The 17,922-nt window shown below is 65.7% G+C and carries 20 protein-coding genes; 6 read left to right on the top strand and 14 right to left on the bottom strand.

What is annotated here, in order from left to right; all coding sequences use genetic code 11:
* Positions 1-131: 131 nt before the first annotated feature.
* A complete protein-coding gene (locus ACP7EY_RS04585) occupies positions 132-1,364 on the top strand; it encodes an acyltransferase family protein (RefSeq protein WP_426190933.1) in 1,233 nt (410 codons plus the stop codon).
* Positions 1,365-1,534: 170 nt separating this feature from the next.
* Here the strand turns inward: ACP7EY_RS04585 and ACP7EY_RS04580 are convergent, their stop codons facing one another.
* From ACP7EY_RS04580 to ACP7EY_RS04565, 4 genes are all read right to left on the bottom strand, one after another.
* Positions 1,535-2,134, bottom strand: coding sequence for a phasin family protein (locus ACP7EY_RS04580; RefSeq protein ID WP_426190931.1), 600 nt, complete (start codon positions 2,132-2,134; stop codon positions 1,535-1,537).
* A gap of 180 nt (positions 2,135-2,314) precedes the next feature.
* Positions 2,315-3,220: an ion transporter gene (locus ACP7EY_RS04575; RefSeq protein ID WP_426190929.1), complete on the bottom strand. Its 906-nt coding sequence runs from the start codon at positions 3,218-3,220 to the stop codon at positions 2,315-2,317.
* 10 nt (positions 3,221-3,230) lie between these two features.
* Entirely contained in the window at positions 3,231-3,647 is a 417-nt protein-coding gene (locus ACP7EY_RS04570; protein WP_426190927.1) for a VOC family protein, read from the bottom strand.
* 4 nt (positions 3,648-3,651) lie between these two features.
* A complete protein-coding gene (locus ACP7EY_RS04565) occupies positions 3,652-4,203 on the bottom strand; it encodes an NADPH-dependent FMN reductase (RefSeq protein WP_426190925.1) in 552 nt (183 codons plus the stop codon).
* A 215-nt stretch (positions 4,204-4,418) separates the two neighbouring features.
* Here ACP7EY_RS04565 and ACP7EY_RS04560 point away from each other — a divergent pair, with 215 nt between their 5' ends.
* A complete protein-coding gene (locus tag ACP7EY_RS04560) occupies positions 4,419-5,639 on the top strand; it encodes a YbfB/YjiJ family MFS transporter (protein WP_426190923.1) in 1,221 nt (406 codons plus the stop codon).
* Positions 5,640-5,823: 184 nt separating this feature from the next.
* Here ACP7EY_RS04560 and ACP7EY_RS04555 read toward each other — a convergent pair whose 3' ends face one another.
* The 3 genes from ACP7EY_RS04555 to ACP7EY_RS04545 are packed head-to-tail and all read right to left on the bottom strand — an operon-like array spanning position 5,824 to position 7,859.
* Positions 5,824-6,132: a hypothetical protein gene (locus ACP7EY_RS04555; RefSeq protein WP_426190921.1), complete on the bottom strand. Its 309-nt coding sequence runs from the start codon at positions 6,130-6,132 to the stop codon at positions 5,824-5,826.
* A 1-nt stretch (position 6,133) separates the two neighbouring features.
* On the bottom strand, positions 6,134-7,411 hold the full coding sequence (locus ACP7EY_RS04550; protein ID WP_426190919.1) for an MFS transporter: 1,278 nt from the start codon (positions 7,409-7,411) through the stop codon (positions 6,134-6,136).
* The gene (locus ACP7EY_RS04545; RefSeq protein WP_426190917.1) at positions 7,395-7,859 is read right to left on the bottom strand and encodes a MarR family winged helix-turn-helix transcriptional regulator; all 465 of its coding nucleotides are present in this window, start codon (positions 7,857-7,859) and stop codon (positions 7,395-7,397) included. Before ACP7EY_RS04545 ends, ACP7EY_RS04550 begins: the two co-directional genes overlap by 17 nt.
* A gap of 163 nt (positions 7,860-8,022) precedes the next feature.
* Here ACP7EY_RS04545 and ACP7EY_RS04540 point away from each other — a divergent pair, with 163 nt between their 5' ends.
* From ACP7EY_RS04540 to ACP7EY_RS04525, 4 genes are all read left to right on the top strand, one after another.
* Positions 8,023-8,415 carry a hypothetical protein gene (locus tag ACP7EY_RS04540; RefSeq protein WP_426190915.1) on the top strand — a complete coding sequence of 131 codons (393 nt, stop codon included), beginning with the start codon at positions 8,023-8,025 and terminating at the stop codon, positions 8,413-8,415.
* Between the two features lie 82 nt (positions 8,416-8,497).
* Positions 8,498-10,495, top strand: a complete 1,998-nt coding sequence (locus ACP7EY_RS04535; protein WP_426190913.1) for a TonB-dependent receptor — start codon at positions 8,498-8,500, stop codon at positions 10,493-10,495.
* 57 nt (positions 10,496-10,552) lie between these two features.
* Positions 10,553-11,080 carry a PaaI family thioesterase gene (locus ACP7EY_RS04530; protein WP_426190911.1) on the top strand — a complete coding sequence of 176 codons (528 nt, stop codon included), beginning with the start codon at positions 10,553-10,555 and terminating at the stop codon, positions 11,078-11,080.
* Positions 11,081-11,136: 56 nt separating this feature from the next.
* The gene (locus tag ACP7EY_RS04525; protein ID WP_426190909.1) at positions 11,137-12,045 is read left to right on the top strand and encodes an EamA family transporter; all 909 of its coding nucleotides are present in this window, start codon (positions 11,137-11,139) and stop codon (positions 12,043-12,045) included.
* Here the strand turns inward: ACP7EY_RS04525 and ispF are convergent.
* Genes ispF through ACP7EY_RS04490 form a run of 7 tightly spaced genes read right to left on the bottom strand, consistent with a single transcriptional unit; the run spans position 12,026 to position 17,913 of the window.
* Positions 12,026-12,541: a 2-C-methyl-D-erythritol 2,4-cyclodiphosphate synthase gene (gene ispF, locus ACP7EY_RS04520; protein ID WP_426190907.1), complete on the bottom strand. Its 516-nt coding sequence runs from the start codon at positions 12,539-12,541 to the stop codon at positions 12,026-12,028. The two genes, ACP7EY_RS04525 and ispF, sit on opposite strands and share 20 nt — an antisense overlap.
* A 6-nt stretch (positions 12,542-12,547) precedes the next feature.
* Entirely contained in the window at positions 12,548-13,288 is a 741-nt protein-coding gene (gene ispD / locus ACP7EY_RS04515) for a 2-C-methyl-D-erythritol 4-phosphate cytidylyltransferase (protein WP_426190905.1), read from the bottom strand.
* Between the two features lie 11 nt (positions 13,289-13,299).
* Positions 13,300-14,001, bottom strand: a complete 702-nt coding sequence (locus tag ACP7EY_RS04510; RefSeq protein ID WP_426190904.1) for a hypothetical protein — start codon at positions 13,999-14,001, stop codon at positions 13,300-13,302.
* Positions 14,002-14,018: 17 nt separating this feature from the next.
* A complete protein-coding gene (locus ACP7EY_RS04505) occupies positions 14,019-14,576 on the bottom strand; it encodes an NUDIX domain-containing protein (protein WP_426190902.1) in 558 nt (185 codons plus the stop codon).
* 31 nt (positions 14,577-14,607) lie between these two features.
* Entirely contained in the window at positions 14,608-14,910 is a 303-nt protein-coding gene (locus tag ACP7EY_RS04500) for a DUF2818 family protein (protein ID WP_426190900.1), read from the bottom strand.
* An 18-nt stretch (positions 14,911-14,928) separates the two neighbouring features.
* Positions 14,929-16,416: an NADH-quinone oxidoreductase subunit NuoN gene (gene nuoN, locus ACP7EY_RS04495; protein WP_426190898.1), complete on the bottom strand. Its 1,488-nt coding sequence runs from the start codon at positions 16,414-16,416 to the stop codon at positions 14,929-14,931.
* A gap of 6 nt (positions 16,417-16,422) precedes the next feature.
* Positions 16,423-17,913, bottom strand: a complete 1,491-nt coding sequence (locus ACP7EY_RS04490; RefSeq protein WP_426190896.1) for an NADH-quinone oxidoreductase subunit M — start codon at positions 17,911-17,913, stop codon at positions 16,423-16,425.
* Positions 17,914-17,922: the final 9 nt, after the last annotated feature.

Below are 17,922 nucleotides of genomic sequence, written 5' to 3'. Positions count from 1 at the left end.
ACCGGGCGCGCCAGGGTAGCGTCAGCGCGCCGCTTCACCCCGCCCTGCGCCCCGTTCTCCCCATTGCGCTGGCGCGCGCGCGCCGCTGGCCCTACCTTGGCTGCTCGATCCTTCTTATGGAGTCCAGCGCCATGCCAGCCCCTTCCAACACCGTCGCGCCGTCCGCCGGCGGCCGCCTGTATTTTCTTGACTGGGTGCGCATCGTCGCATTCTTTGTCCTGATCCTGTACCACGTCGGCATGTATTACGTGAAGTGGGACTGGCACGTCAAGAGCCCGTACGCCAGCGACGCCATCGAGGGTTTGATGATGCTGTCGGGGCCGTGGCGGCTGGCGCTGCTGTTCCTGGTGGCGGGGGTCGCCTCGCGGCTGATGCTGGGCAGCACCGGGCCGGCCGGCTTTGTGCGCCGGCGCAGCTGGCGCCTGCTGCTGCCGCTGGTATTTGGCATGCTGGTGATCGTGCCGCCCCAGCCGTTTTGCGAGGTGATCGAAAAATTCGGCTACACCGGCAGCTACGGCGACTTCCTCGGCCTGTACCTGCACAATGACCGCCGCTTCGTGACGGGCCCCGGCACCCACCTGGTGATGCCGACCTGGAATCACCTGTGGTTCGTGGTGTATTTATGGGCCTACAGCATGCTGCTGGCGGCGCTGTTCGCCGTCAGCGGCCAGCACTGGGAGCGCTGGTCGGCGGGGTTCGGCCGCCTGCTCAGCGGGTGGCGCCTGCTGGTGCTGCCCAGCGCGCTGCTGGCGGCGATCCGCCTCGGCCTGCTCGACCGTTTCCCCGTGACCCACGCCTTGTTCGACGACTGGTTCAATCACGCCGTCTACCTCAGCATTTTCCTCACGGGCGCGCTGCTGGCCCGCCAGGGCGCCGTGTGGGCATCGATGGCGCGCCAGCGCTTCGTCGCGCTGGGCCTGGCGCTGGCGGTGTGGGCCATGTTAAAGGTCTATTTTTCGCTGCCCGATGAGCTGGTCCCGGCCGCCACCATGGCCTGGCTGCAGCCCGTGCAGCGGCTCGTGTATGCGCTGGGACAGTGGACGGCGATCGTCGCGGCCTGCGGCTTTGCGTATCGCCACTTGAATGGCGACAGTGCCAGGCGGCGCTACCTGGCCGAGGCGGTGTTCCCCGTGTACATCGTGCACCAGACCCTGATCGTGCTGATGGCCCATTACCTGAAACCGGTGCGACTGGCGCCGCTGACGGAAGGGTCCATCCTGGTGGTGCTCACCGTGTGCGGCAGCTTTGCGGTTTTCGAGATCGTCAGGCGGGTGGGCGTGTTGCGGCCGCTGTTCGGGCTGGGGCCGCGGGCGGCGGCGGACAGGGTCGAAGCTGCCCCTGGCGGGCGGACGCTGGCCGCGTGAGCGCGATGGCGCGGGGGAGGCAATCGTCGCGCTCTGGCTGACCGGTAGGCTGGTCAGCCATGTCATGAGACAAGGACCGGCGTCCAACGCCAGTCCCTCGCAGGTGCTTGTAAATGGGACCGGCACGTGTGGTGCCCGCCCCCCCCTGCTCGCCTCAGTGCGGCGCCGCTTTAGTGGGCGGCAGCGCCGCCGCTGCGACCCGTCCCTGCGCTGGCAGGCGTGGTCGGCGGCTGCTTGCCGGTGCTGCTGGCCGTGCCGACATTGCCATCGGCGCCGTCGCTCTGGCCGCGGGCACTGTCACCGCGCTGCTGGGTGATTTCCTTGAACGGGTCGGTGAAGTTGCGCATGGCGTCCTGCTGGTTGCGCATGCCCCGCTCGGTTTCTTCGGAGGCCACGCGCTGCACCTCGTCGGCCAGGGCCTTGGCGGTACGGCTCGTTTCCTGCACGTGCTGCTCGGTGACGCGGGCCAGTTCGACCTGGGCGTCGGCCGCCACGCGCGACAGGTGCTGCTGGTAGGCACGCAGTTTTTCCGCGGTGGGCTGGGCGCGTGCGCTGGCGGCGCTAATCGCTTCGGTAGGACGGGTGTGGGTGGAGATGTGCTGGGCCGCCGTCGTGGTTTCTTCCAGCATGGTCTGCGCCAGCTGGATGTTGAGGTCGCACATTTGCTGGAACGATTTGAACATCGATTTCGACAGATCGTTCATGAAGGACACCTGGGCGTCCAGGTGCGTGCGGACAGCAGGGGTAACAGCTTGGGAGAATGGAAACATTTTTAGTCCTCTTTGCGAATTTATGGATGAGCTAACGAACTGCCACGCAATAGCTTGCCCACGGCAGCAAGGCCGGGAAGTTTGCTTGGCATTGGAATGGCCACCCCGGTTTGCTACTGCTTTCGTGGGTGACTCAAGTAATAAGGTTAGGCTTTCATCATCCCCGACGTTTGATATAAATCAAACGTGCGGGGCATCGCGACTTGTTTGTTTCCCCGTTAATTCCGCCCCACAATCCTTGCAAAAATGCGCGTCAAGGCCATGGCCGCCGCTGCCACAGGCGCCGCAGCGGCGGGCCTCTTCACGGCGGGCAGCCTGGTCGGCCTGGCGAAAGCGCAGCGAGGTCATTTCCGCCGTCACGATGCCGGTGGGCACGGCCAGGATGCCCCAGCCCAGCAGCATCATGAACGAGGCGATCAGCTTGCCCAGCCCCGTCTGCGGGGTGATGTCGCCGTAGCCGACGGTGGTCATGGTGACGGTGGCCCAGTACATCGCCACCGGGATGCTGGTGTAGCCGTGCTGCGGCCCCTCGACGACGTACATGACGGTGCCGAGAATGAGCACCGCCATCAGTACCACCGACAGGAACACCAGGATCTTGCGGCCGCTGGCGCGCAGCGCCGCGCCCAGCATGGTGTATTCGTTGATGTACAGGGTCAGCTTGAAAATGCGGAACACCCGCAGCAGGCGCAGGATGCGAATGTCGAGCAGGGCCGACGCTTCCGGCACGAACAGGGAAAAATACGTGGGCAGCACGGACAGCAGGTCGATGATGCCAAAGAAACTGGTGGCATAGCGCCAGGGGCGCTTGACGCAGGCGAGCCGGGCCAGGTACTCGAGGCTGAACAGGACGGTGAAAAACCATTCGAGGCCGTTCATGGCGCTCTTGTGGGGGCCGTGCAGCCCCGGCACACTGTCGAGCACCACCACCAGGATGCTCAGCACGATCACCCCCACCAGCACGATGTCGAAGCTGCGCCCGGCCTTGGTGTCGGCCTCGAAAATGATGTTGTAGAGACGGCGGCGCCAGCCGTCGGGCGGCTTGCCGAAGGTGTTGGCGGCGGCGGGCACGGGCGCGGCGTTCATGGTGACGGCCTCATTGCAGGGGACTGGGCGGGCCCTTGAGTTCGATGGTATTGCCTTCGGGGTCTTGTACGTACATGGACGGTCCTTGTCCTTCGGCGCCGTAGCGCGATGCCACCGGGCCGGCCGCGATGCCGGCGGCGGCCAGGTGGGCGGCGATGGCGCCGGCGTCGAAACTGTCGACCCGGAAGCAGATGTGATCGACGTTTCTGCCCCCGGCGCCAGGCGCCGCCCCGCCCTGTCGGCCCAGCACGCCATCGACGGGGACCAGGTCGAGCAGCGAGGCGCCGGCGCGCAGTTGCACCAGGCCGATGTCGTCCTGGCGTCGTTCGATACGGCAGCCGAGCACTTGACAGTAAAAATGCAACATCACGTCAAGCTGTATCACGCGCAGGACGATGTGGTCGATACGGGCCAGGGTCAGGGGCATGGTTTCAGTCGGCGTGGCGTTCGACCCAGGCGGCGTAGGCATCGATAAAGGTTTGCAGGAAAGCCCGGGTGGCGTCGTTGCTGAGGGTGTCGCCGTCGAACATCTTGCCGACGCCGCCGATATACGCTTCCGGCTGCGCCATGGCGGGCATGTTCAAGAACACCAGCATCTGCCGCAAGTGGTGGTTGGCGCCGAAGCCGCCCACCGCGCCGGGCGACACCGTCACCACGCCGGCCGGCTTGCCGCTCCAGGCGCTGTGGCCGTACGGGCGCGAACCGACGTCGATGGCGTTTTTCAGGCACCCCGGCACCGAGCGGTTGTACTCGGGCGTGACGAACAGCACGCCGTCGTAGCCCTTGATGCGATCGCGAAATTCGGTGTAGACGGGCGGTGGATTGGCATCGTCGTCCTCGTTATACAACGGCAACTTACCGATCTCGACAATTTCCATGTCCAGCTCCGGCCCCGCCAGCAGCATCAGGGTCCTGGCCACCTTGCAATTGAACGATTCCTTGCGCAGGCTGCCGACGATAACGGCGATTTTACGAGATGCCATGGTGTGTCCTTTGGAAAGTGAGGGAAGTGCGAGTGTCCATTTTCACATCTTTCGCCCCGTTTGCGCGCACGGCTGCTCACATCAGGCAAGTGCAGTCCCCCAAATAACATGGAAGAAATGTCAACCCCTTGCTTCTATTATTCGGACCTGCCAGGCAGCCGGCCAACATCGGGCACAATGGGTATGAAGCGCGCACGCGCAAACGGGAGCGAGCAGTGACGCAAGCCTATAAAACCGCCACCGGCGAGCCGCCCGCCAGCGCCGCGCTGGCCGCACGCCGGCCCTACCTGGTGGCGCTGGCGCTGGCGCTGGGCGCCGCCATTTCGCTGGGCCTGGCGCGCTTTTCCTATGCCCTGCTGCTGCCGCCCATGCGGCTCGACCTGGACTGGAGTTATTTTCTGGCCGGCTCGATGAATACCGCTAACGCGCTCGGCTACTTCATCGGTGCCCTGTCGATGCCGGCGCTGATGCGGCGCTGGCGCGCGCAAACCCCGCTGGTGGGCGGGGCGCTGCTGGCCGGCGTGGTGTTGATGCTGTCCGGGCTGGTCGTCGACGCCACCGTGCTGCTGCTGCTGCGGGTGCTGGCCGGCATCGCCAGCGCCTGCATCTTCATCGCCGGCGGGGTGCTGGCGGCGCGCCTCGGTGCGCTGCATCCGGACCGTGCCGGCCTGCTGATCGGCATCTATTACGGGGGCACGGGGGCCGGCATCAGCGTCGCCGCCCTGCTGGTGCCGCGCGTGCTTGCCAGCGCCGCGGGCGCCGCCCACCCGTGGCAATGGGCGTGGGTGGCGCTGGGCGCGCTGTGCCTGGCGGCCACCGTCGCCATGGCGCTGGTGGCCGCGCGCATCGACGGCGCGCCGGCCGCGCCGGGCGCGCATGGCCAGTTCCGCATCGGCCCGTTCGCCTTCGGCCTGGCCGGCTACCTGATGTTCGGCGTCGGCTACATCGCCTACATGACCTTCGTGATCGCGCTGCTGAAAGAGCAAGGCATGGGCGCGGCCACCATCACCTGGTTTTACGCCGCCCTCGGGATGGCCGTGATGGCCTCGTCGCGCATCTGGGCCGGCATGCTCGACCGCTTCAAGGGCGGCCAGTCGATGGCCATCCTGAACGCCCTGCTGGGGCTGGCCACCATCTTGCCGGCGCTGACCGCGTGGCCGCCGCTGGTGTTCCTGTCGGGGATGATGTTCGGCGCCATCTTCCTGTCGGTGGTGGCCTCGACCACCGCGCTGGTGCGCCACAACCTGCCCGCGCACGCCTGGTCGGGCGGCATCAGCGCCTTTACCACCGTGTTCGCGTTCGGCCAGATCATCGGACCGGCAGTGATCGGCAAGATTGCCGACGGCCCCGGCGGGCTGCAACGGGGATTGATCTATTCGGCGCTGGCTTTGCTGGTGGGGGCGCTGCTGGCGTCGCGCCAGCGCGCGCTCGACTAAGTGCCTATCCCGGTAGTCTGGGGGAAGCGGATGGCGACATGCGCGTAGGCGATGACTGGCAAGCGCGGGCTAGGCGCGAGGAGGCAGCATGGCTAGCCATGCAACGACGAGGCAAGTCATGCATGACGGCCCGCCCCCGCTTGCCAGGCGCGGCAGCAGCGACTCCAGACTACTGGGATAGGCACTAAATGCGGCCGCGCCGGAACGCCAGCAGGAAGCGGCGGGCGGCGGCGGCGCTGAGCACTGTCACGGCGTCGCCGTGGTAGCTGTACAGAAATTGCGGGCCGCCCAGGCGGTCGGTCAGCTTGGCGTTGAGCAAAAACCGGCTGCCGGCCGGATACACGGCCGCATCGGTCAGCGCGCGCGCCGCCCGCACCGGCAGCGTGGGGGCGAAAGCCTGTCCCGCCATCGGCCGCAGGCGCAGCACGCCGCTGCGGGGATCGGCCACCGACTCGACCGCCACTTCCCGGTACGCCCAGCTGTCGCGCGCCATCTCAGGCCGTCGCCGGCGTGCCGCGTGGCGCCACGTGGGCCTCGCGGATGGGCAGATTGAGCACGGCCGCGCCCAGCGCCAGCACGATGTCGGCGTACCACATCCAGGTGTAGTCGCCAAAATGGACGAAGGACAGGCCACCCAGCCAGGCGCCCAGGAAGCCGCCCACCTGGTGCGACAGCAGGGTCAGGCCGAACAGGGTCGACAGGTAGCGCATGCCGAACAGCTTGCCCACCAGGCCGGCCGTGGGCGGCACCGTGGCCAGCCACGTAAAGCCCAGCGCGGCGGCGAACACATAGAAGGTCAGCGGGGTTTTCGGCGCCACCAGGTACAGGCCGACGATGACGGCGCGGCTGGCGTACATCAGCGCCAGCAGCGACTTCATGCGGTAGCGCGTGGCCAGGTAGCCCGCCGTCAGGCTGCCGGCGATGTTGAACAAGCCGATCAGGCCCAGCGCCGTGGCCGACACGCTGGCCGACAGGTTGCACAGCGCCACTTCGCCAGGCAGGTGGGTGACCAGGAAGGCGATGTGAAAGCCGCAGGTGAAAAAGCCCAGGTGCAGCAGCAGGTAGCTGCGGTCGCGCAGGGCGATGCCGACCTGGCGGCGCAAGGTCATCGGCGGCGGCGCCAGCGGATCGGGCGCGCTGGCGACGGTGGTGGCAGCCAGGTGGGCGGCGCGGGCGGCGGCGCCCTCGCCTTTCGGGTCGCGCAACTGCCAGGCCAGGGGAATGGTGAGCAAGGTGGTGGCGGCCATGGTCAGCATGGCGGCGATCCAGCCGGCGCTGCTGATGATCGCCTGCATCAGGGGGGCGAACACGAACTGGCCGAAGGAGCCGCCGGCATTGATGAAGCCGGCGGCGAACGGCCGGCGCGCGGCCGGCAGGCGCTGGGCGGTGGCGCCGATCAGGATGGAAAAACTGCCGGCGCCGGCGCCGGCGGCACTGAGAAAGCCCATGGTCAGCAGCAAGCCCCATTGCGCGCTCACCAGCGGGGTCAGCGCCAGGCCGGCCGCCAGCATCAGGGCGCCGGCCACCACCACCTTGACGGAACCGTATTTGTCGGCAATCGCGCCGAACACCGGCTGCGCCGCGCCCCACATGAACTGGCCCACCGCCAGCGCGAAGCTGATCGAGGCGATACCCAGCCCCGTCGAAGTGTTAATCGGCGACATGAACAAGCCCGTCGTCAGGCGTGCCCCCATCGTGATCATTAAAATTGCCGAGGAGGCAAGGATTAACAGCCAGGCGGCGCGTGGCGTCATGTCAGTCTGGGTCGGCATGGCGCACGTCCTCTGTCAAATGGGAAAGTTGTAAATAGGTGCTGTCGATCTGGCGGTGCAGCGCCGCCACCCCGGCCGCGCCCAGCAGCGCCTCGACGGCGTCCTGGGCGGCGCGCCAGGCATCGTAAGCCAGCGCCGTTTTGGCGCGGCCGGCGGCGCTGATGGTGACGATGCGCTGGCGGCTGTCGGCGCCCGCTTCGAGCGTGACCCAGCCGGCCTCGATCAGGGGCTTCAGATTGCGCGTCATGGTGGTGCGCTCGGCGCCGAAGCGCTCGGCCAGCAGCGCCACCGGCATCGCTTCGGCGGCGACGAAATTGAGCAGCACGTACTGGGTGCTTTTCAGGCCGACCGTGGCCAGGTGCTGGTCGTACAGGCGCGACATGGCGCGCGTAAGCTTGCGCAATTTGAAGCAGGTGCAGCCAAGCGGCAGGTGCAGTTGGTCGGTCATGGCGGAGAGATAAAATCGTTGCTTAAAATTATAGTGCAACTACACCTGTTATTCCAGCCATTTCGGCGCCGCCGGGGATTTGCCGGGCCGCGCTTGGGCAAGCTGGCCCGCGTGCGCTACAATCATGGCGTTTTCACCCTTCATTTTTGATGCGCCAGGCCCCATGCACGTGTTTCACCGCCCACCCGCCCGTCTGCACGCCTTCTTCGTTGCGATCCTGATCGCGGCCTTGCTGTGCTCGCACTGGCAAGGCCTGGCGCACCGGATCAACCATGCCTCGCGCATGCTCGACGGGGTCGAGACGGCGGCGCAGGTCGCCAACGCGCTGGCGGTGGCCACGCCCATCGCCGCCGACGACGCGGCCCCCCGGCACCTCGATGCGGGTCACTCCTGCCTGGCCTTCGACGCCGCCACCGTCGGCGCCTGCCTGGGCAGCGCGCCCTTCGTCATCGCCGTGCCGCCCCATGCGCCCCTGATGGCCCAGTGGCTGGCCTTCATCTCCTACCAGACGCCGTTCACCGCGCATTTTTCTTCGCGGGCGCCACCGCAATCCTGAGCTTCGCAACGATCTACCGTGTCCCGGCGCGGCCCCTTGCGGCCCGCGCCCGGCGTGTTCAATGCTTTCTCAAGGATCTACCGTGTCATTTCAAAATTTCCCACGCAATCTCGTGGCAGGCGCCGTCCTGTCCGCTCTGTCTTCGCTCGTCCTGGCCCAGACGGCCGGCAAGATCACCACCGTGATCGTCACCGCCACCCCCTTCGGCAGCGCCGAAGGGGACCAGATCCTCAGCCCCGCCAAGGTGTTGTCCGGTGAAGACTTGCACAACAAGGTGGGCGGCTCGCTGGGCGAGACGCTGTCGCACGAACTCGGTGTGTCGGCCTCGGCGTTCGGCGCCGGCGCCTCGCGCCCCATCATCCGCGGCCTGGAAGGCTCGCGTGTCAAGGTGCTGGAAAACGGCATGGCGGTGTCCGATATCTCGGGCCTGTCGAACGACCACGCGGTGGCCACCGACGGCCCCACCGCGCGCCAGATCGAAATCCTGCGCGGCCCCGCAGCCCTGCTGTACGGCTCCGGCGCCATCGGCGGCCTGGTCAATGTCGTCAACGACCGCATTCCCACCACCGTTTCAAGCGCGCCGACCGGCGAAATCGAAGGCCGCTACGGCGCGGTCGACCGTTCCGGCACGGGTTCGCTGTCGGTCGACGCGGGCCAGGGACCGTTCGCCGTCCACGTCGACGCCAGCGCGCGCGACGCGCGCGACTACCGCATTCCCGGCTCGCGCTACGCCGACGGCGCGCCCGACGCGGATGCCGGCACCCTGCGCAACTCGTTCAACCGCCAGCATAGCCTGGGCCTGGGCGGCAGCTATATTGCCGACTGGGGCTTCGTGGGCGCCTCCGTCAGCGCCATCGGCAACGACTACGGCATTCCCACCCTGGAGGCGTCGCAAATTACCATGAAGCAGCGCCGCTACGACATCGACAGCCTGGTCAAAAATCCCCTGCCCGGCTTTGAAACGTTCAAGTTCAAGAGCGGCTACACCGACTACCGCCACAGTGAGCTCGACCTCGAAGGCGTGCCGCAGACCAAATTTACCAACCGCGCCGTGGAAACCCGCTGGGAGCTCACGCACCAGCCGGTGGCGCTCTGGCACGGCACCTTCGGCATGCAAACGGAAAACACCAATTTTGCCGCGCTCAACGCCAGCGACGGTTCGCCCAACACGGTGCCGGCCACCCGGTCGACGTCGCAGGCCCTGTTCCTGGTGGAAGAACGCCGGGTCGGTCCGCTCGACATCAATGCCGGCGCCCGCTACGAGAAGGTCGAGCGCAGCCCGCAGGGCAATATCGGCCGCCGCTTCAATCTGAGCTCGTATTCGGTGGGCGCGCTGTGGCCGTTCACGGCCGGCTATTCGACGGGACTGACGGCGTCGGTGGCGCAGCGCGCCCCCACCGCCGACGAGCTGTACGCGGGCGGCCCGCACGATTCGACCAACACCTTCGATATCGGCAATGCCAACTTCGCCAAGGAAACCTCGCGCAACCTCGAACTGTCGCTGCAGAAAACCGCCGGCCTGTGGCGCTGGAAGGCCAACCTGTTCCAGAACAAGGTGAAAAACTTCGTCTACGGCGAAATCGACGGCACCCTGCTCGACGATGAAGGCAATCCCGGCGACGCATTGCGGCGCCGCCAGTTCCGCCAGGCCAATGCCACCATCCGCGGCGCCGAGGCTGAACTGAGCTACAACCTGGGCCACGACGGCGTCTCCTGGCACAGTTTTGTCGACCGCTCCCGCGGCAGCCTGGACGGCGCCGGCAGCCTGCCCCTGCAACCGGCCACCCGCCTCGGCGGCGATGTCGGCTACCGCCAGGGTCCGTGGCGCGCGGGCGTGTCAGTGCTGCACGCCCTCAAGCAGGAGCGGCTGGCCGCGTATGAGCGTACGCCCACCGACGCCTACACGCAGCTCGACCTGAACGTGTCGTACACCCAGAAAGTGGGCCAGAACGACGTCACTTATTTTGCGCTGGTGAAGAACCTGCTCGATGAAGACATCCGCTTTTCCACCTCGGTGCTGAAAGACGTGGTGCCGCTGCCGGGCCGCAACCTGGTGATGGGCGTGCGGCTGCGCTTCTAATCGGCGGCCGCTTCTTCGGCTATAGTGTAGCTACACTGATAATTGAAGGAGCGGACCATGAACGATACGGACAGCGTCAAGCAGGCGTGGATCGATGAGGCTGCGCTGATGCGCGCCCGGCTGGCGCCGCCCGGCGTGGCCGGGCGCGAGGCGCTGAGCGGGCGCAGCGGCGAGGATTTCCTCGCCGGCATCAGCCGGGGCGAGTTGCCGGCGCCCCCCATCGGCGAATTGATGGGCATGACGCCGCTCAAGGCGGTCGACGGCCATGCCGTGTTCCAGGGCACCCCCGGTCCCGAACACTACAATCCCCTGGGCGCCGTCCATGGCGGCTATGCCGCCACCCTGCTCGACACGGCGGTGGGCTGCGCCATCCACAGCCTGCTGCCGGCCGGCCGCGGCTACACCACGCTGGAACTGAAAATCAATTATGTGCGCGCCATCACCGTGAACACGGGGCCCGTGCGCGCCGAAGGCAAGGTCATCCACCTGGGTGGCCAGACGGCGATCGCCGAAGGGCGCCTGCTCGATGCCGCCGGCAAGCTGCTCGCGTATGCCACCACCACCTGCCTGGTGTTTCCAATCTAACCAGACTCGACCGTTAGGCCGCGCCCGTGTAAGCTGGCGCACTGTTCCTTTGGAGAATGACGACAGTGCGTGACAGCGATCGAGGGAACCATTCAGGCTGGCAGCAAGGCGCAGCGGCCCCCACCCTGGCGGCGCTGCTGGGACTGGTATCGGTACAGACCGGGGCGGCGATTGGCAAATCGCTGTTTCCGCTGGTGGGCGCCGAGGGGGTGGCGGCGCTGCGGCTGGGGCTGTCGGCGCTGGTGCTGGCGCTGGTGTTCCGCCCATGGCAACTGTGGGGCCGCGCCAGCTGGCGCGATCTGCTCGCCTATGGCCTCACCATGGGCCTGATGAACCTGCTCATCTACCGCGCCTTTTCCACCATTCCCGTCAGCATCGCCGTTTCCATCGAAGTGATCGGTCCGCTGGGCGCGGCGCTGGTGAGCTCGCGCCGCGCCATCGATTTCCTGTGGATCGGCTTGTCGTTGCTGGGGCTGGCGCTGCTGCCGCTGGGGGCCGTGCACGGCCGCCTCGATCCGGCCGGGGTCGCCTACGCGCTGGGCGCGGCCCTGTGCTGGGGACTGTACATTTTCGCCGGCGCCCGCGTGGCGCGGCACGGCAACCAGGCGGTGGCCGCCGGCATGCTCGTCGCCGCCCTGTTCATCGTGCCGCTGGGCGCCGTGCAGGCGGGCACCTTGCTCTTGGCGCCGGCGGTACTGGCGGTGGGGCTCGGTATCGCCATTTTATCGAGCATGTTGCCGTATGTGCTCGACATGTTTGCCATGCGCCACTTGCCGGCCAATGTGTTCGGCGTGCTGCTCAGTGCTTCGCCGGCGGTCAGCGCCGTGGCCGGCTGGCTGATCCTGGGCGAAGTGTTGAGCGCGCTGCAATGCGCTGGCATCGCCTGCGTCTCGGCCGCCTGCGCGGGCAGCACGCTCACGCGCAGGCCGACCGCCGCGGCGCCCGCTACAGGGCCGGCGCCTTGATCAGCAGGCAGATCGCCTCGGCCGCCATGCCCTCTTCGCGGCCCAGGTAACCGAGTTTTTCGTTCGTCTTGGCCTTGATGTTGACTTGCTGGGGCGACACGCCAATATCCTCGGCGATGCGCGAGACCATCTGGGCGATGTGCGGCGCCATCTTCGGCGCCTGGGCGATGATGGTGGCGTCGATATTGCCGATGGTGTAGCCGGTGGCGACGACGCGGTGCGCCACTTCGCGCAGCAGCGTGCGCGAGTCGGCGCCGGCGAACATCGGGTCCGTGTCGGGGAAATGCTTGCCGATGTCGCCCAGCGCGGCGGCGCCCAGCATGGCGTCGATGATGGCGTGCAGCAGCACGTCGGCGTCGGAATGGCCGAACAGGCCCACCCGGTGCGGGATGGTGACGCCGCCAATAATGAGCTTGCGGCCGGCGACCAGGGCGTGACAGTCATAGCCGGTGCCAATGCGAAACGGGGGGGCGGGGTTGTAGGATGCGAGTGCCATGTCAGTTCACGGTTGGGTGGGGGTGGATGCCGCTGCCGCCAGGTACATCGAGGCGATCTCGATGTCGCGTGGCAGCGTCACTTTCAAATTGCAGGGATGGCCTTCGACCAGCACGGGGACCAGGCCGATCGCTTCGATGGCGCTGGCGTCGTCGGTGATGGCGTCGGCCGCGCCGCCTTCGCGGGCGCTGGTCAAGGCCTCGCGCAGCAGCGCAAAGCGGAACATCTGCGGGGTCTGCGCCAGCCACAGGCCATCGCGCGGCACCGTGCGCAAGGACGCTGCCCCGCCGTCACCGTTGCCCGCATGCTTGACGGTATCGACCACGGGCAGGGCCAGCAGGCCGCCCACCGGGTGCGCGCCGACGGTGTCGATCAGCTGTTCGATCAGGGCGGGCGTCAGGCCGGGCCGGGCGGCGTCGTGGACCAGGATCCAGTCATCATCCGACACCGTGCCCGCCATCGCCTGCAAGCCGTTTAAAATTGAATCCATGCGGGTGACGCCGCCGCAGCGCAACACGGAGGCGTGCGCATCGAATGGCGCCACCACCGCGTCGATCAGGCCATCGTCGGCGCTGACGACGACGAAGCTGTGGGCGATGGAGGCGGCGCCGGCGAAGGCGCCGAGGGTGTGCGAGAGCATGGCCTTGCCGGCGAGGGGCAGATATTGCTTGGGGCCGCTGGCCTGCATGCGGGCGCCCACGCCGGCTGCCGGGATCAAGGCGAAATAACGCGGGGAGAGACTGTGCATGCTGCTGTTCTTTACGATCGTTTGCGGCTCAAAAGGGACTGTACCTCACCTTTGCAAACTTTGCTAAGGCGGGCATATTCTTGCGGCGAGTCGATGACCGCCTGCAGCGGTTCCACTTGCGCCAGCGATGCCTTGATGAAGGGCATCCAGCGGCGGTCCATTTCCTGCTGCAGCAGCGCCTTGGCCTGCCCCGCCGGCGCATACAAGGGCTTGGCGATAAAGCGCTGGTCCAGCGCCGCGCGCACCGCTGCTTCCACTTTCGGCAGATGGGCGAGGTAGACCTTGAGATGCCTCATCTCGTGGGAAAGTATTTCCTCGTACGCGCAGGTGCCGGGCACGAACTCGCTGCCCACGTAAATCACGATCGGCAGGTAAAACAGTTTCACCAGCACCTTCGGCGCCACGCACTCGTAGCCGCTGGTCGGATCGAGCAGCAGTTTGCCTTCAAGGCCGATGGCGATGCGTGATTCGGCCCGCGTCAAGCCCAGCACAAAACCGCTGGCCGTGCCCTGCCCTTTCATCGCCGTCAAGGTACGCAAGGTCAGGCTATTGTCGATCGACCAGCCCTTGTTGCCCGATTCGAGTGTGGCGACGGTGGCGCCGATGCTGTTTTCACAGCGGGTCTGAAAAGCGGTGGCGGCCTGCGCCGATGTCGCCAGCGCCAGGATAAAGGCCGCGCCCGTCCATCGTGCCAGCATGGCGTCAGGTGGCATCGTGGGTGCGCCGGCGATCAGCCAGCTTGCCAGGTGCCGGCGAGGATTTTTTCGAGCCAGAAGGCGCCGATGATGGTCTTGACGTCACTGACTTCACCGCGTTTGACCATCTCGAGCAGGGCCGGCACGGTGACGGTATACGTTTCCAGGAACTCGCCCTCGTCGAGCCGCGCCACACCGGCGCGCAAGTCGCGCGCCAGGTACAGGTCGAGATGCTCGTCCGAGTAGGCAATGGCGTTGTGGATGGTGCAGACAAAATCCCAGCGCGATGCCGTGTAACCGGTCTCTTCTTCCAGTTCGCGCTTGGCGCAGGCCAGCGGATCTTCACCGGGATCAATTTTACCAGCGGGGAATTCGGTGAAAATGCGCGCGTTCGGATAGCGAAATTGCCGTTCCAGCAGCACGCTGCCATCGTCGAACAGGGGCAAAATGACCACCGCGCCCGGATGACGGATGTACTCGCGGTGGGTCTCGGCGCCATCGGGCAGGCGCACGCGGTCGCGGTTGACTTTGAGGAAGTGGCCGTCGTAGGCCAAGGCCCCATCGATGCGGGTTTCGGAAAGGCGGTCGCTCATGCAGGCTCCTGGAATAAACAGTGAAAAACGTTCAGCGTGAACGTTTGCTCAGGTAGCGTAGCACGAAGCCGGGAAAAGCGAGGGTGACGAACAGGGGCACGGTGAGCATGTAAAACTCTTTGGACTGCGCGAACACGCTGCCGATGCGGCCTTCGAGCAGGCGCGCCAACAAGCCCACCAGCACATAAAACAGCGCCAGTTCCACCATGCGCAGCCACAAGGGCTTGGGGCTGCGACGGGGAATCACACCGAACAGATTGTCAGTGAGAAAGGGCAAATTGGCGAGCAGCACGGCCACTGCGATCAGCAGCCAGCTCGCCAGGGTGATACTCATGCGCTTGCAATCATCAACTTAGCTGCTCAAGGTCTTGCTGATGCTGTGCAGGCACGCCGTCAGCAGCGAGCCTGGCACCACGCCCAGCACCACCACGCCCAGGCCATTGAGCGAGAGCATGGCACGCATGTCGGCCGGCACGGCGATGGGCGAACTGTCGACCGCTTCGTCGAACCAGATGGTCTTGACGATGCGCAGGTAGTAGAAGGCGCCGATCAGCGAGAACATCACCGCCACCACCGACAGCCACACCATGCCGGTGTTGACGACAGATTGCAGCACGGCCCACTTGGCCATGAAGCCCATCATCGGCGGCACGCCGGCCAGCGAGAACATCAACACGGTCATGACGATGGCGAACCATGGGCTGCGCTTGCCCAGGCCCTTGAAGTCGGCAATTTCTTCCGCTTCAAAACCAGCGCGCGCCAGCATCATGATCAGGCCGAAGGTGCCCACCGTCGTCAGCACGTAGGTGATGGCGTAATACATGGCGGCGCTGTAGGCGGTGTTCATGTTGAGCGAACTGGTGCCCACCACGCCCGTCATCAGGCCCAGCAGCACGAAGCCCATCTGCGCGATGGTCGAATAAGCCAGCATGCGCTTGAGGTTGGTCTGCGCGATGGCGGTCAGGTTACCCACTGCCAGCGACAGCACGGCCAGCACCAGCAGCATCTGCTGCCACTCGATGGCCAGCGGCAGCAAGCCTTCGACCAGCAGGCGGATCACGATGGCAAAAGTGGCCAGCTTGGGCGCGCCGCCCAGCAGCAAGGTCACCGCCGTTGGTGCGCCCTGATAGACATCGGGCACCCACATGTGGAAGGGCACGGCGCCCAGTTTGAAGGCCAGGCCGGCAACAATGAAGACGATGCCGAACGTGAGGATGGTCTTGTTGACGGTGCCGCTGCCGATGATCTTGGAAATCTCGCTGATGTCGAGGAAACCGGTGGCGCCGTAGATCATCGAAATGCCATACAGCAGGAAGCCGGAAGCAAGCGCGCCCAAAATAAAGTACTTCATCGCCGCTTCGGTCGAGACCGCATGATCGCGGCGCAGGGCCACCAGCGCGTACAGCGACAGCGACATCAACTCCAGGCCCAGGTAGATGATCAGCATGTTATTGGCCGAAATCATCACCATCTGGCCCAGCATCGAAAACAGGGCCAGCACGTAGAACTCGCCGCCCAGGTTACCGGACAACATGCCCCGCTCGCCGGCGTACTGGCGCGAATAGATCAAGGTCATGCCCACCGTCAGGTAGGTGAACAGCTTGAGCAGGTTCGACATCGGGTCCGACACGAACATCGTGCCGAAGGTGTACACGGTGGTGCCGGCGCTGTAGTCGGCCCAGCTGAACATGGCGCAGACGGCCAGCGTCAGCAGCGACAGGTAGTAGGCGACCGCGCGCTTCGACAGGAACATGTCGATCAGCAGGATCGCCGACGCGGCCACCGTCAGAAAGATTTCCGCGTACAGCGGGACCAGATTGGGATTTGTGGTGTGGATCATTTTGATTTATGGCAGTTTGCTGATGGCGACATGCTTGAGCAGGTCGGCCACCGAGGTTTGCATCGTATCGGTGAACGGCGCCGGGTACAGACCCATTGCGATCACGGCAATGGCCAGCACCAGGAACAGGCCGAATTCGCGGCCGTTCATGTCGGTCAATTCGTCCACGTGCTTGTTGCCGATCGGGCCGAACACCACCCGCTTGACCATCCACAGCGAGTACGCCGCGCCCAGGATCAGGGCGGTGGCGGCCAGCAGGCCGATCCAGAAATTGAACTGGGTGGCGCCCAGGATGACCATGAACTCGCCGACGAAGCCGGAGGTGGCAGGCAAGCCCGCGTTGGCCATCGAGAACAGCACGAAGAAGGCGGCGAATTTCGGCATGCGGTTGACCACCCCGCCGTAGTCGGCGATCTGGCGCGAGTGCATGCGGTCGTACAGCACGCCGATCGACAGGAACATGGCGCCGGAGACGAAGCCGTGCGAAATCATTTGCACGATGCCGCCCTGCATGGCCATTTCATTGAAGACGAAAAAGCCCAGCGTGACGAAACCCATGTGGGCGATCGACGAGTACGCGACCAGTTTTTTCATGTCTTTCTGCACCAGCGCCACCAGGCCGATGTAGATGACGGCGATCAGCGACAGGGTGATGATGAAGTTGGCCAGGTAGTGGCTGGCGTCAGGGGCGATCGGCAAGGAAAACCGCAGGAAGCCGTACGCACCGAGTTTCAACATGATCGCGGCCAGCACGACGGAGCCGCCCGTTGGCGCTTCCACGTGGGCGTCCGGCAGCCAGGTGTGCACGGGCCACATCGGCACCTTGACGGCAAACGCCATCAGGAAGGCGAGGAAGATGAAGATCTGCTCGCGCATGCTCAACTTCAGGGCGTGCCACTCGAGGATGCTGAAGCTGCCACCGGACTTGTTGTACAGGTAGATGATGGCAATCAGGGTCAGCAGCGAACCGAAGAAGGTGTACAGGAAGAACTTGAACGACGCATACACGCGGTTGGCGCCACCGAACACGCCGATGATGATGAACATCGGGATCAGGGTCGCTTCGAAGAAGAAGTAGAACAGCAGGCCGTCGAGCGCGCAGAACACGCCGATCATCAGGCCGGACAGGATCAGGAAGGAGCCCATGTACTGGGCCACGCGCTCTTCAATCACTTGCCAGGCCGACACCACCACCACGCACTGGATGAAAGCGGTCAGCGGCACGAACCACAGCGACAAGCCGTCCACGCCCAGGCTGTAGAGGATGTTGAAGCGGCCGATCCACGGGGTCGATTCGACGAACTGCATGCCGTGCGCGGCATTGTCGAAATGCATGACGAGCGGGATCGTCACGGCCAGGCTCACGAGCGAGCCCAGCATGGTGACCCAGCGGGTCAGGCCGCGGTTGCTGTCGCGGCCGATTGCAAGAACAATCGCGCCGAACAGGATCGGGAGCCAGATCGCCAGGCTCAGGTACGGAGGGTAGTTAGACATCATGTTGTTGAT

This window comes from Massilia sp. DWR3-1-1 (assembly GCF_049898325.1).
Taxonomy (GTDB): domain Bacteria; phylum Pseudomonadota; class Gammaproteobacteria; order Burkholderiales; family Burkholderiaceae_D; genus JAFCUW01.
The sequence above is the reverse complement of the archived record's forward strand: the minus strand, read 5'-3'. Positions and strand labels throughout refer to the sequence as shown.

Bases quoted from the DNA above. Each gene is read 5' to 3' on its own strand.
- ACP7EY_RS04585 (WP_426190933.1), top strand. From the start codon at position 132: ATGCCAGCCCCTTCCAACACCGTCGCGCCGTCCGCCGGCGGCCGCCTG.
- ACP7EY_RS04580 (WP_426190931.1), bottom strand. From the start codon at position 2,134: ATGTTTCCATTCTCCCAAGCTGTTACCCCTGCTGTCCGCACGCACCTG.
- ACP7EY_RS04575 (WP_426190929.1), bottom strand. From the start codon at position 3,220: ATGAACGCCGCGCCCGTGCCCGCCGCCGCCAACACCTTCGGCAAGCCG.
- ACP7EY_RS04570 (WP_426190927.1), bottom strand. From the start codon at position 3,647: ATGCCCCTGACCCTGGCCCGTATCGACCACATCGTCCTGCGCGTGATA.
- ACP7EY_RS04565 (WP_426190925.1), bottom strand. From the start codon at position 4,203: ATGGCATCTCGTAAAATCGCCGTTATCGTCGGCAGCCTGCGCAAGGAA.
- ACP7EY_RS04555 (WP_426190921.1), bottom strand. From the start codon at position 6,132: ATGGCGCGCGACAGCTGGGCGTACCGGGAAGTGGCGGTCGAGTCGGTG.
- ACP7EY_RS04550 (WP_426190919.1), bottom strand. From the start codon at position 7,411: ATGCCGACCCAGACTGACATGACGCCACGCGCCGCCTGGCTGTTAATC.
- ACP7EY_RS04545 (WP_426190917.1), bottom strand. From the start codon at position 7,859: ATGACCGACCAACTGCACCTGCCGCTTGGCTGCACCTGCTTCAAATTG.
- ACP7EY_RS04540 (WP_426190915.1), top strand. From the start codon at position 8,023: ATGCACGTGTTTCACCGCCCACCCGCCCGTCTGCACGCCTTCTTCGTT.
- ACP7EY_RS04530 (WP_426190911.1), top strand. From the start codon at position 10,553: ATGAACGATACGGACAGCGTCAAGCAGGCGTGGATCGATGAGGCTGCG.
- ACP7EY_RS04525 (WP_426190909.1), top strand. From the start codon at position 11,137: ATGACGACAGTGCGTGACAGCGATCGAGGGAACCATTCAGGCTGGCAG.
- ispF (WP_426190907.1), bottom strand. From the start codon at position 12,541: ATGGCACTCGCATCCTACAACCCCGCCCCCCCGTTTCGCATTGGCACC.
- ispD (WP_426190905.1), bottom strand. From the start codon at position 13,288: ATGCACAGTCTCTCCCCGCGTTATTTCGCCTTGATCCCGGCAGCCGGC.
- ACP7EY_RS04510 (WP_426190904.1), bottom strand. From the start codon at position 14,001: ATGCCACCTGACGCCATGCTGGCACGATGGACGGGCGCGGCCTTTATC.
- ACP7EY_RS04505 (WP_426190902.1), bottom strand. From the start codon at position 14,576: ATGAGCGACCGCCTTTCCGAAACCCGCATCGATGGGGCCTTGGCCTAC.
- ACP7EY_RS04500 (WP_426190900.1), bottom strand. From the start codon at position 14,910: ATGAGTATCACCCTGGCGAGCTGGCTGCTGATCGCAGTGGCCGTGCTG.
- nuoN (WP_426190898.1), bottom strand. From the start codon at position 16,416: ATGATCCACACCACAAATCCCAATCTGGTCCCGCTGTACGCGGAAATC.
- ACP7EY_RS04490 (WP_426190896.1), bottom strand. From the start codon at position 17,913: ATGATGTCTAACTACCCTCCGTACCTGAGCCTGGCGATCTGGCTCCCG.